14 protein-coding genes are annotated in these 12,949 nt (G+C 49.3%); all 14 read left to right on the forward strand.

Annotated features, from left to right (window positions below; all coding sequences use genetic code 11):
• Positions 1–400 precede the first annotated feature (400 nt).
• The 14 genes from CHH53_RS13685 (at position 401) to pfkA (ending at position 12,942) form a co-directional block, all read left to right on the forward strand.
• Positions 401–850, forward strand: a complete 450-nt coding sequence (locus CHH53_RS13685) for a MarR family winged helix-turn-helix transcriptional regulator (RefSeq protein ID WP_095216692.1) — start codon at positions 401–403, stop codon at positions 848–850.
• Complete coding sequence (locus tag CHH53_RS13690; protein ID WP_095216693.1) at positions 847–3,498, forward strand: MMPL family transporter; 2,652 nt, start codon at positions 847–849, stop codon at positions 3,496–3,498. The genes CHH53_RS13685 and CHH53_RS13690 overlap by 4 nt, the downstream gene beginning before the upstream one ends.
• A gap of 98 nt (positions 3,499–3,596) precedes the next feature.
• A complete protein-coding gene (locus CHH53_RS13695) occupies positions 3,597–4,010 on the forward strand; it encodes a hypothetical protein (protein ID WP_095216694.1) in 414 nt (137 codons plus the stop codon).
• Between the two features lie 88 nt (positions 4,011–4,098).
• On the forward strand, positions 4,099–4,305 hold the full coding sequence (locus CHH53_RS13700) for a hypothetical protein (RefSeq protein WP_095216695.1): 207 nt from the start codon (positions 4,099–4,101) through the stop codon (positions 4,303–4,305).
• Positions 4,286–4,468, forward strand: a complete 183-nt coding sequence (locus CHH53_RS13705; protein ID WP_095216696.1) for a hypothetical protein — start codon at positions 4,286–4,288, stop codon at positions 4,466–4,468. Before CHH53_RS13700 ends, CHH53_RS13705 begins: the two co-directional genes overlap by 20 nt.
• Before the next feature lie 123 nt (positions 4,469–4,591).
• On the forward strand, positions 4,592–5,500 hold the full coding sequence (locus tag CHH53_RS13710; protein WP_095216697.1) for a hypothetical protein: 909 nt from the start codon (positions 4,592–4,594) through the stop codon (positions 5,498–5,500).
• Between the two features lie 191 nt (positions 5,501–5,691).
• The gene (locus CHH53_RS13715; protein WP_095216698.1) at positions 5,692–6,384 is read left to right on the forward strand and encodes an HAD family hydrolase; all 693 of its coding nucleotides are present in this window, start codon (positions 5,692–5,694) and stop codon (positions 6,382–6,384) included.
• Positions 6,385–6,408: 24 nt separating this feature from the next.
• Complete coding sequence (locus tag CHH53_RS13720; protein WP_095216699.1) at positions 6,409–7,164, forward strand: Cof-type HAD-IIB family hydrolase; 756 nt, start codon at positions 6,409–6,411, stop codon at positions 7,162–7,164.
• A gap of 40 nt (positions 7,165–7,204) precedes the next feature.
• Entirely contained in the window at positions 7,205–8,815 is a 1,611-nt protein-coding gene (locus tag CHH53_RS13725) for a gamma-glutamyltransferase family protein (RefSeq protein ID WP_095216700.1), read from the forward strand.
• Positions 8,816–8,829: 14 nt separating this feature from the next.
• Positions 8,830–9,384 (forward strand): chromate transporter, encoded by a 555-nt coding sequence (locus CHH53_RS13730; protein WP_095216701.1) that lies wholly within the window; start codon positions 8,830–8,832, stop codon positions 9,382–9,384.
• Complete coding sequence (locus tag CHH53_RS13735; protein ID WP_095216702.1) at positions 9,381–9,911, forward strand: chromate transporter; 531 nt, start codon at positions 9,381–9,383, stop codon at positions 9,909–9,911. Before CHH53_RS13730 ends, CHH53_RS13735 begins: the two co-directional genes overlap by 4 nt.
• 158 nt (positions 9,912–10,069) lie before the next feature.
• A complete protein-coding gene (locus CHH53_RS13740) occupies positions 10,070–10,798 on the forward strand; it encodes a ThuA domain-containing protein (RefSeq protein ID WP_095216703.1) in 729 nt (242 codons plus the stop codon).
• Positions 10,799–10,875: 77 nt separating this feature from the next.
• Positions 10,876–11,886, forward strand: coding sequence for a zinc-binding alcohol dehydrogenase family protein (locus CHH53_RS13745; protein ID WP_095216704.1), 1,011 nt, complete (start codon positions 10,876–10,878; stop codon positions 11,884–11,886).
• 90 nt (positions 11,887–11,976) lie between these two features.
• Positions 11,977–12,942 (forward strand): 6-phosphofructokinase, encoded by a 966-nt coding sequence (pfkA, locus tag CHH53_RS13750; RefSeq protein ID WP_095216705.1) that lies wholly within the window; start codon positions 11,977–11,979, stop codon positions 12,940–12,942.
• Positions 12,943–12,949: the final 7 nt, after the last annotated feature.

Genomic DNA, 12,949 nt, shown 5'->3' on the forward strand with positions numbered 1-12,949 from the left:
GTCCCATCCTCTTTCCAGGTAAAGGTGATGGCAGATTGGGGAGGGAGTGTATACGGTGAAAATCGATTTCCGACAGCCAGCTGGAAGGTCTGTCCGCTTTTTCCCGTATTTGCGGCTAATAGACGAAACTGTTTGTTTCTCCACGGATCTTTTTCGCGCCTAATAAACTAAGAAAAGGGTATAACTAGGAAAAGTACAGTGCCAAAAACGGACTTTTGCAATCTTGCCGTAATGGGAATAAATTCTTTAGGGTTCGAGTACCTATATTTTGGGTAAATATGGGGTGGATTCGCTCACTGCCTATATTTGCCCGATCATATTGTCATGATTTCCGGGAAGAAGAGGTTTGACTATTTTTGGTTTAGGGTATAAACTGAATCGGTATAGGGGGTAAACTATATTGGATAAATTGAAAGAGGCCATCGATCTTTTCAATGAGGTATCCTTCATGGCAACCGAAATATTCCATAAAAAGGGTGCGGCTTATGAAGTATTCAACCAGATTTCACCGCAGCAAGTCAGCTTGATTAAAATATTGAGCTTGTCGGGTGCATCCTCACCCGGACATTTGGCGATTGTACAGCAAGTACATAAGAGTGCGATTTCCAATCGGCTGAAAAAGCTGCTTGAGAAAGGCTGGGTGGAATGGGTCGATTCAGAAGGGGATAAGCGGACGAAGCTTGTGCAAATTACCGAAGAAGGGGAAAAGATCCTGAGACAAGCCGAGGAAGCCATTTATGATCGATTCTGCGGGGTCTTTGAGCATATTGCGGATGAGGATGTGGAAACCTTCATCAGGATATTCACGAATGTAAAAGAACAGCTTAAAAAAGGAGAGAAGGAAAATTGAGGACAATCATTCGTTTCAAATGGGTCATAGCGATTGCGGTCATCTTGATCGCGGTTGGATTGACTATTTTTTCACCGAATTTGACCCAGTTGGCCTCCGATAAGGGGCAGACGCAGCTGCCGGAGGATGCCGTATCCATCCGTGCGAGCGACATTTTGGAGGATGCAGGGGAAAATAGCAATTCCATCAGCGTCGTTTTCGAGCTTGATGAAGCACTGAATCAAGATAGTGAGGACATGATCCAGGGCGTCATCGACAAAGTGGAACAGATTGATGGTGTCGATGAAATCACGACGCCGCTGACGGATAATCAGGAAATCCGGGAACAGATGATGTCCGAAGACAAGAAGACAGTCATGATGCCTGTTACAGTGGATGGCTCCGATGCTGAAGTGGAAAGGATTGCAGATGAGATTTATGATGCTGTACCAGAGGATACGACTGCATACGTGACAGGTGCTTCCTTGATCAACCAGGATTTTGCCAATACATCGGAAGAAGGCTTGAAGAAAACCGAGCTGATCACGGTATTCATCATCGTGGCACTTCTCTTGATTGTATTCCGGTCCATCGTGACACCATTCGTTCCATTGATCACAGTGGGGATTACATACCTGATCAGTCAGGGCATACTGGCCATTTTGGTGGACACATTGGACTTCCCGATATCGACATTCACCCAGACATTCCTGGTGGCGATTTTATTCGGTATCGGTACCGACTATTGTATCCTGCTGCTCAGCCGATTCCGGGAGGAGCTGGCTAACGGTCATGATAAAGTGGAAGCTACCATCACAGCATACCGGACAGCAGGACGGACTTTATTCATCAGTGCGATTGCCGTATTTGTCGGCTTTGCATCGATTTTCTTCGCAAAGTTCGCCATCTTCCAATCGGCAGTCGGCGTCGCAGTGGGGGTTGCCGTACTGTTGATTGTCCTTGTGACAGTACTGCCGCTGTTCATGGTGACACTCGGGGAGAAACTGTTCTGGCCGTCCAAAAAAGCTGCCTCTCATGGCGATAATAAGCTATGGCATTTCCTTGGACGACATTCCGTGGCACGGCCTGTGCTGTTCCTGGCAATCACTGCCGTCATTACAGTACCATTCGTGCTTATGTACGATGAACAGGTTTCCTTCAATTCCACCGAGGAAATCAGCAGTGATTATAACAGCATCAAAGGTCTGAATGCTATTGGTGATGCGATCGGGAAAGGCGAAGCAATGCCGATCCAGATCGTGATCAATGATGATGAAAACCTGACGACGGCAGATACACTGCCGTATCTCGATAATCTGAGTGATGCAATCAGCAAGATAGATGGCGTGGAGAAAGTCCGGACAGCGACACAGCCAACGGGTGAAAAAATCGATGATTTGTATGTGGATTCCCAAACTGGTCAAATCGCCGATGGAATCAATGATGCCGTCGATGGAATAGGTGAAGTGCAGGACGGTCTGACACAAGTGCAGGACGGTCTGAATCAAATATCCGGTCAGGCTGGCAATGCTGGTTCATCCAGCGGCGGTGGGCTATCCGATGCCACGGAAGGTCTTGGTCAAGTCAATGCAGCATTGCAGCAAGTGACAGGGCAATTACAGCAAACCGGCAATGTCCAGCAGGCATCGGCCCAGCTGACGGGTATCAGCGAGCAGCTTACGCAGATCCAATCAGGTCTGGAACAGGCTGATGCACAATTGCAAGGTCAGCAAGAGCAAGCAGGCACATTGACAGAAACGCTGCAGCAGCTTGCCGATGGTGTAGGATCGGCTAACGAAGGACTGACACAAGTTTCCGACGGATTGCAGACCGCATCGGATACCCTTCGTGATATCAGCGATAGCGAAACTGTCAGGGATACTGGTATGTATATACCGGAAGATGCCCTTGAGGGGGATTTCCAGGAGAGCATCGATACGTATTCCTTCCGCGATGGGGAAGGTGTCACACTTGATGTTGTATTGGATTCCGATCCATATTCCGAGGAAGCGATCCAGACACTTGCTACAATCAAAGATCGTGTGGATGCAGAAGTGAAGGGCACGCCATATGAAAATGCAGAAATCGTCTATGGCGGAATAACAAGCACCAACGCTGACCTGGAAGATCTATCTACAACCGATCTTTCCCGGACCATGGTCATCATGATGGTCGGATTATTCATCATCCTGACGCTGCTATTCCGTTCCATGGTGATTCCGGCATACATGATCGGCTCCTTGCTGCTTACCTACTATACTGCAATTTCCATTACCGAATTGATTTTCGTCAATGGTTTGGATTATGCGGGCGTAAGCTGGGCAGTACCATTCTTCAGTTTCGTGATCCTTATTTCGCTTGGTGTGGATTATTCGATCTTCCTGCTTGATCGATTCACCGAAGAAGCACGTGATGATTTGCAGGCAGGCATGGTTCATTCGATGAAGAAAATGGGCGGGGTCATCATCACCGCTGCAATCATCCTTGCTGGTACGTTCGCTGCCATGATGCCTTCCGGTGTCTTGACGCTGCTGGAAGTTGCGACAGTCATCATCATTGGTCTTTTGCTGTATGGTCTGGTGATTCTGCCGCTGCTCATCCCGGCGATAGCCACGACACTTGGCGAGCTGAACTGGTGGCCATTCAAACGGAGACGAAAAGAAGAATAAGTAAAGGAAGGGAGTACGCTCTTGGCGCGTGCTCCTTTTTTCTATGGACAAGTTTTACTTCCGAACTGCATATAGTAGCAGGGAATGGAGGTTTGCCGATGAAACGAAGCCTTGGATTGCGACTCGTCTTAGCTGGGACGATGGTGATAGCCGGATTGCTTTTCTTTTTCACCGATCGGTCCACCCATCCCGTTCCCTACAATGAAGTCCATGAAGAGATGATCCGCCATGCTTTGGAAGAAGTGAACGATACAGCTGTCGAGGAACTGGCTGTTTATGATACGTATGAAGTAGTGGGCGTGGTTTTTGAGCCAGAAGGCATCATGACCTTGCGCATCCGGAATGAAACGGCTGCCGAAGTCGATCACCGCATGCTTCCGGTCTGGGAGGAAGTGAAGGGAGAGGCAGCGGATGTCGTGGAAGCACATGCATTGGAGGACGATATCAATCGGGAGATAGAACTGGAAATCAGTTTGCTCGGGCCGGACGGAACGATTGTGCACACACACTGAGCATGCAAAAAGCATGCTCTTTCCTTTTGCTTAAAGCAAGCAGCTGACGGGTATATAAAAGCAAGACCAATTGGAAGGAGTGAGGCGTATGAAGGTAGCGGGCTATTTTGGATGCTTTATCCTGGGGCTTGTCTTCCTGATGATCTATGTATTCACTACCAATACGCTGTTTCTTCTGCTGGCTATTCTTTCTGGTGCGGCAGGGGCGTTTTTCTTATTCCGTGAATTAAGGACAAGGGAAAAGAAGGAACCCAGGGAAAGAGATGATGACCGCTATGGGGGATACAATACATGATTTGCTGGCGGCTGCAGCTCCTGTGTACACACAGCAGGGTGCTTATCCGTCTGGCATGAAAAAAGGAGAAGTGGATGATATGATAAAGCATATACAAGCAAATTGTCCGAAGGTGCAGCAGGATGCCTGTCCATTTGAATGTCGACTCGACAGCCATTCCTAAGGGCAAGGTCTCTTGTCCGATGAAAAAAGTAATCAAGAACTGTTGCGTGTATTGCAAAGTTAATGGGAACAAATAAAGCTGATGGAATGTCAGCTTTATTTGTTCTATGCAGGAGGAGAACAGATGGATGGTATGGTAACGGTCATCGGGATAGCAGTTGTCTTTATTCTTGTTGGGGTTGCTGTTTTTTACAACACAGGAGCACGAAAACGTCCGATGCAGAATCCCGATCGCCATCGGGAGCAGCTTCAGCTGCAATGGGATACGCTGAAAGTCAGACCGACGGCATTGGTGGATGAAGAGCATTTCGAAAGAATGAGAAATGCAATGGACTTCGATTATTTGGAAAGGGTCAATGATGCTTTCCGTCAGGAATATTATGAATGGAGCCAGAAAAAGATCAATATGCATTTCCGGGCTTTATTCCGCTTCTTCATACTTGCTTCTATATTCCGCAAAAAGGAATTATTCGATAAGGAGATCCATCGTTTATGGGAAGTGATGAGGAATTTCGAAGAGGATTACAAGGCGTTCTGTTTACGTTTTTTTGATGGGGAGATCACGGAAGATGCCACTGAGCGCGGGGAACGAGAAGATGAGGAGAGAGTTCGCTTTGAGATTAAATATTTAATGCTGTTCCAGTTAGGGGAGAGCACGCCGGAGATTTGGGGGGAATTTTTCCTCTATGGGGATGGAAAAGATTTTATCGAATATATTCGGATGCATGATATCGACGAAGTGAAACGGGAGTACATGGCAGAGAGTATCACGCCGGATGCAGAAAGGACATTCGAAAATCTGTATCATCACATCAAATGGGGCATGGAGGCTGATGCGGAAGAGCTCCGGCATCACCATGCCGGTTCAGGGAGCAGCGGAGGAGATGCGGAAATGGATGTAAGCATTCTCTATTTCCTTTGTATCAGAGGGGAAGCGACCAAGGAGGAGGAAGAAGAGCTGGCACGGTATACGGGCAAAGGCAGCGGGTTTTATGCGTCAAACGAATCTTTTGGAAAGCTGCAAAAAAGGTAAGCATGCCGATAGTGGCGTGCTTTTTCTGTTTTTATACTAAACTGACAGCGTGAGGAATACGCTAGTCCTGAAAGGGGGAACGACTTTATGCATCAACACCATTTCTCCACCTCCATCATTTAGTATACTGCAGTGCTGACAATCTTTCCTGAAAGTCGTATGATGGAGGAAAAGAGAAACGGAGCGACAAAATGAAAGCAATTCTTTTTGATTTGGATGGAACGATCCATGACAGGCATACTACATTACAGCGATTCCTCGCCGATCAATTCCGGCGATTTCAATCTGGATTTCAAGGCATCGGTGCATCGGATTTTACAGAAACATTTCTTGAATTGGATCAAGGCGGATATGCGGAAAAGCCGGCTGTCTATCGTGAGTTATTAATCCGATTTTCATTGGATACCAGCTTGGAATCGGTCTTGACTGCTGATTATTTCGAGAGGATGGCACAGTTTGCCGTTGCATATCCGGATGCGCTGGAGACGCTGCAGGAATTGAGTTTGTCATACACATTGGGCATTGTCACAAACGGACCAGCGCTGCTTCAGCAGCAAGTGATCGAGCAGCTTGGCTTGTATTGGCATTGCCAAAGCTTGATCATTTCCGAAGCGGTTGGCTTGCGAAAACCGGACCCTGCCATATTCGAGCTGGCACTGTCAGAGGTGGAGGCTGCTGCTGCAGAGACAATCTTTGTCGGCGATCATGTGGAGAATGACATTATGGGAAGCAGAAATGCTGGATTGCAGCCGGTCCTATTCGGCGGGAAGCTGGAAGGGGTGCCGGGTTTCTCGGATTGGCGAGTATTGCCGGCGCTGATTGCCAACTGGAATCGGTCTGAAAGGAAAAATGACAACGGCTATACTATAATGGATATGGATTAAGCTTTTACATAAAGGGGAGATTGGATGGCTGGGAACATACGACAGCAGGAATATAAAATGATCGCATTGGATATGGACGGTACAATGCTCAATCCGCGGGAAGAAGTGACGGAGGCGAATCGCAAAGCGATACAACGGGCACAGGAGGAAGGTGTCCATGTCATCCTGAGTACAGGCCGGGGTATCAGGACTTGTAAGCCTTATGCCGATGATCTTGGGCTGCAGTCTTTTCTCGTGACGGTGAATGGGAGTGAAATCTGGACTGCTGGCGGCGAGCTGCTGGAGCGTGTGCTGATAGAGGATGATTTGATCAAGAAAATGAAACAGCTGGCCGATGAGTACGACACGCATTATTGGGCTGTCAGCACGGAGCACGTGTTCCGCGGTAATTTCCCTGCCAATATGGAGGAATACGACTGGCTGAAATTCGGCTTTGATACATTTGATGATGCAAAACGGGAAGCCATCGTCAAAGCGCTGTCCGATAAGGACGAGTTGGAGCTTTCGAATTCCAGTCCGACGAATATCGAAGTCAACGCAGTCGGCATCAATAAAGCCGAAGCGGTACAAAAGGTTTGTGACCGGATCGGCATCAAGATGGAGCAGGTCATCGCCATGGGTGACAGCTTGAATGATATCAAGATGATCGAAGCGGTCGGCTGCGGTGTAGCGATGGGCAATGCCCAGGATGCAGTCAAGGAAGTCGCAGACTATCAAACGGATACAAATGAAAATGATGGGGTGGCAAAGGCCATCCACCATCTGCTAGGATGGTCATAAGCCCGGAATTCCCGGGCTTCTTACATAAGGGGGAGACAGAATGAAGACAGATCATTTGTATTACCCGTATCATTCGCAGCGAATGACGACCATTGCCAGGCAGGGGATGGTGGCAACTTCGCAGCCGCTTGCCGCTCAGGCCGGGTTGGATATGCTGAAAAAAGGCGGCAACGCAGTCGATGCAGCAATAGCGACGGCCGCGATGCTGACAGTAGTCGAGCCGACATCCAATGGAATCGGCGGCGATGCTTTCGCACTTGTTTGGATCAAGGATAGGCTTTATGGGCTGAATGCCAGCGGTCCGGCTCCAAACTCGATCAGTATTGATAAAGTAAGGGAACTGGGTCATGAAGAGATGCCGCTCTATGGTTTTTTGCCGGTGACGGTACCAGGTGCACCTGGCGGATGGGCTGCCCTCAGCAGGCGATTCGGGAAACTGCCGTTGGTGGAAGTACTGCAGCCAGCAATTCATTATGCTGAAAATGGCTTTGCAGTGACACCGACAGTTGCCAAGCTATGGGAACGTGCATATAGGAAGTTCCGTACATCCTGTACCGATGCCATGTACAATGGCTGGTTCGATACCTTTGCCCCAAATGGAGAGTATCCGAAAATCGGGGATATATGGAGATCGCCCGATCACGCAGAAACACTGCGGCAAATAGCACGGACAGATGCGGCTGCCTTTTATAAGGGAGAACTGGCTGATAAAATGGCGGAATTTTCTGCCGATAATGGCGGCTTCCTGACGAAGGAGGACTTGGCGGCTTATGAACCGGACTGGGTGGAGCCGATTTCGGTGAATTACCGTGGCTATGATGTCTGGGAGATTCCGCCGAATGGTCAAGGCTTGGTCGCTCTTTCGGCGCTGAATATATTGAAAGGTTTCTCTTTCCATGAAAAAGAAGCAATCGATACCTATCATAAGCAGATGGAGGCAATGAAACTGGCATTTGCAGATGGGCATGCTTACATAACCGAGGAGCGGCATATGCCGGTTTCAGCGGAGGATTTGCTGTCGGATAGCTACGCAGCGGCAAGAAGGGCACTAATCGGGGAAACGGCACAAGAACCGGAAGCCGGGGAACCAAAGAGCGGCGGAACGGTTTATTTGGCAACAGCCGATAGCGATGGGAATATGGTCTCCTTCATCCAGAGCAACTACCATGGCTTTGGCTCGGGACTGGTCGTACCAGGGACAGGTATCGCCCTGCAAAACCGCGGGCATAACTTCAGTCTTGATCCGGGGCATGCCAATAGTCTGCAAGGCGGGAAGAAAACATTCCATACCATCATCCCGGGATTTCTGACAAAGGATGGGCAGGGTATCGGTCCGTTCGGTGTCATGGGCGGGTTCATGCAGCCGCAAGGGCATACCCAGGTTGTCATGAATATGCTGGATTTCGGACTCAATCCCCAGACGGCCCTGGATGCGCCGCGCTGGCAATGGATCAAAGGAAAGACATTCCATGTGGAAGCGGATTTCCCCAAACATATTGCGGAGGCACTGATCCGCAAAGGACACGATATTGAAGTGAAAGCAGACAGATCCACTTTCGGGCGCGGCCAAATCATATGGCGTGATCCTGAAAACGGAACGTTATATGGAGGAACCGAAGCACGCGCCGATGGCAGCATCGCTTCGTATTAGAAAGGTTGGACAACATGGTTTACTGGCAATTATTCATGGCATTTTTCCGTGTCGGCATCCTGGGCTATGGCGGAGGGCCATCGTCGATCCCGCTTGTGGAAAAGGAAGTCGTCAAACAATATAAATGGATGGATGACGAGGAGTTCGGCAATACCCTGGCATTGGGCAATAGTCTGCCCGGTCCGATCGCCACGAAACTGGCTGGCTATATCGGCTATCGCGTCGGCGGCTGGCTCGGCATGATCAGTGCATTGATTGCGAATGTCATCCCGACAGTGGTTTTACTCATCATTCTGTTTTATTTCGTCGATGCATTGAGCGATCAGCCATGGCTCAGCGGGATGACGACGGCTGTCATACCGGTAGTGGGGGTCATGCTGGCCGTGATGACGATCGATTTCCTCAAAAAATCGCGGAATGGATTGAAGGGATGGCAGATCATCGCGCTATTGGCTGTTTCTGTCCTGTTGATCGAGCTGCTGTATATTCATCCTGCTTTCCTGATCTTGGTGCTTCTCCTGTTTGCGCTGTTGAAGCCGGAGAAACGGAAGGAGGAAGAAGGGGCATGATTTATTGGCATATTTTCCTGGCCTTCTTCATTCCAGGTATCGTAGGTTATGGCGGCGGGCCTGCCACCATTCCGCTCATCGAGAATGAAGTGGTCGATCGATATGGCTGGATGTCTACGGCAGATTACAGCCAGCTACTGGCATTGGCAAATGCACTTCCCGGACCGATCGCGACCAAGCTGGCAGGCGTCATCGGATTTCAGCAAGCGGGTGTATTGGGAGCGGCAATCGGCTTATTTGCTACCGTGGCACCATCGCTGATCTTGATGATCGGGCTGCTTAGTCTGCTGGCGAAATTCAAGGATTCTCCCCGGGTGAAAAGAATGACTGCTTATATCCGGCCGACGATTGCGGTCTTGCTTGCCGGAATGGCAATCAGCTTTTTTCATGCATCATATGAGAGTGCCGGATGGCTGCATACCATCATCCTGGTTGCGGCAAGCTACCTGCTCCTGGAGAGGTGGAAGGTGCATCCAGCCTTCGTGATATCAGGGGCCTTGGTTTACGGTGCTGTACTCCTGGGATGAGATCCTGCAAAAAATCGCAGGATCTCTTTCGCTGGGCAGGAGATGGAAAGAAAAGGGCTAATGTAATTAGTAAAATGAAAATCACTGCATAATCTAGTAGGGAACCGGGTAGCTACTTAACATGGGGAATAGGATAAAAAAGGAAGAAGGAGCATCTAATGCGCGTTACCATTTGGAACGAATACCGTCATGAGAAGGAAAACGACCAGGTGAGAAGCATTTATCCCCAAGGCATCCATGGAGCGATTGCCGAATTTTTGAAGCAGGCTGGATTTGTGGTAAGGACCAGGACACTTGATGATCCGGAACAGGGTTTGGATCAAGGGACATTGGAACAGACGGATGTCCTGATCTGGTGGGCGCATAAAGCCCATGAAGAAGTGAATGACCATGCCATCGAGCGAGTGAAGCAGCGCGTCCTGGCAGGGATGGGGCTGATTGTCCTCCATTCCGGCCACTTCTCCAAGATATTCCGTAATTTGATGGGGACGACATGTGACCTGAAATGGCGTCAGGACGGAGAGAAAGAAAGAATTTGGGTAGTCCAGCCGAGTCATCCGATCACAAGAGGGCTTGGTGAGTATTTCGAGCTTCCGGAAGAAGAAATGTACGGCGAGCATTTCGACATACCCGAACCAGACCATACCTTATTCATCAGCTGGTTCGAGGGCGGTGAAGTTTTCCGCAGCGGCTGCACGTATAATCGGGGAAAAGGGAAAATCTTCTATTTCCGGCCCGGTCATGAAACGTACCCGACTTACTATGATAAGAATGTGCAGACTGTCATCCGGAATGCTTGCGAGTGGGCAGCGGCACCATCGGCTGTCGTTCCGCACTACGGAAAATCCGAAGCCTTGGAGCCGATCCTGCGCCTGGCGAAGAAATGAGCGTATAAAGCCGTCTTGTTGCACTGGCGGCTTTTACATAAAATAAAAGAGACTAATCAAAAGGAGGAGAACAAGTGATGCGTGCCATTGGAATTTATCAATACAAATCAGTGGAACAAGCAGATAGTTTTGCAGAAGAACAGGTGGACAAGCCAAAAGCAGAAGCTGGGGATGTACTGGTCCGGGTGAAGGCAGTCAGTGTCAATCCAGTGGATACGAAGCAGCGCAAGCTGAAGGAGGATGATGGGGAATTCCGCATCCTGGGCTTCGATGCAGCTGGCATCATCGAGGAAGTCGGCGAGGAAGTGGAAGGGTTTCAGCCAGGGGATGAGGTCTATTATGCCGGATCGGTTGCCCGCCAAGGCTCCAACAGTGAATTCCAGCTCGTCGACCATAAGGTTATCGCCAAGAAGCCTGCCAGCATCACTTTCGCAGAAGCAGCCGCATTGCCTTTGACAGCGCTGACTGCATGGGAGGCGATGTTCGAGAAAATGCATATACCGCTTGATGCAAAAGCCAATCAAGATAAGACGATCCTATTGATCAATGCTGCTGGCGGCGTCGGATCGATTGCATCCCAGTTCGCCAAACTGTATGGATTGCGTGTAGTCGGGACTGCTTCCAGGGAAGAGACCATCACATGGGCGAAGCAGCATGGAACCGAGCTGGTGATCAATCACCATGAACCGCTGCATCCGCAGCTTGAGGAATTAGGGATCGATAGTGTCGATTATGTCTTTTGCATGCATCAGCTGGACAAGGCTTGGGATGACATCATGGAAGTCGTGAAACCGGAAGGCATCGTCTGTGCCATTACTGGTCCGGTCGAAGGAATCAAATTGACGGATATGACATCCAAGAGCCTGACATTGGTCTGGGAGTATATGTTCACGCGCACACTTCATCAGACACCGAGCAGATATAAGCAGGGTGAAATCCTGGCCAAGGTGGCTGAGCTCGTCGAAGAAGGGCGAATCCGCACGACAAAATCAGAAGAATTACAGGGCCTCACTGTCGGGAATCTGCAGGCAGCCCATAAGCGATTGGAAGAAGGCAGCATGATCGGGAAACTAGTCATCACCGTATGACAAAGGCAGTGATCATGCTGTCTTTGTTCTTTTTCCTGGCAATCTTGTTGTATAATGAATGCAAGACATATGGTGGAGAGGTGAACTGATATGATACATAAAGTAGCTGTCATAACAAGCGGAGGAGATTCACCAGGGATGAATGCGGCCATCCGTGCAATCGTCAAGGCGGCAAACTATCATGATATCGAAGTGTATGGCGTCGAAGGCGGATATCAGGGCTTGATCGAAGATAAGTTATCCATTTTGCGCACCCCGGATGTGGAAACGATTGCAAACAAAGGCGGGACGATCCTGAAAACATCACGGTCGCTTGCTTTCATGGATGAATCCGGCAGGAAGCAAGCGGTGGATGTGCTCCGTAACTATGGTATCGCTGATGTCATCGTCATTGGCGGCGAAGGATCCCTTCAGGGAGCACAAAAGCTGCATGAACTTGGTATCCGGGTCATCGGTATCCCGGGAACGATCGACAATGATCTGGATTATACCGACTATAGCATCGGCTTCGATACAACCTTGAACACGGTGCTCAGTTCCATCGGACGCATCAAGGATACCGGTTTGTCCCATAACAAGACGACCATCGTCGAAGTGATGGGCCGGCATTGCGGCGACCTGGCTTTATTCACTGCTGTCGCCGGTGAAGGAGACATCATTTCGACACCGGAGCATAAACTTAGTTTTGAACAGATTTGTGAGAAATTGCAAGACAAGATTTCCAAAGGGCGAAATGATAACATCATTGTCGTTACAGAACGGATGTATGATTTGGATGAGCTGCAGCAATATATCGAGGAACAGATGAACATAGAAGTACGTACAACCGTGCTGGGATTTATACAGCGCGGCGGCGAGCCGTCCGCATTCGACCGTATCCTGGCCAACAAAATGGGAGTCAAAGCGGTGAAGATGCTGATGGAGGGTCAGTCGGGTTATGCAATTGGCATCAAAGCCAATCAGCTGATCGCAAAGGATTTGGAAACGATGCTCGATGAGAAGACGGATAAGCAAGCGAATTATGATTTGCTGGATATGCTGCTGTATACCACATGATTCATCC

It is taken from the genome of Terribacillus sp. 7520-G, from assembly GCF_002271665.1.
Taxonomy (GTDB): Bacteria; Bacillota; Bacilli; order Bacillales; family Amphibacillaceae; genus Terribacillus.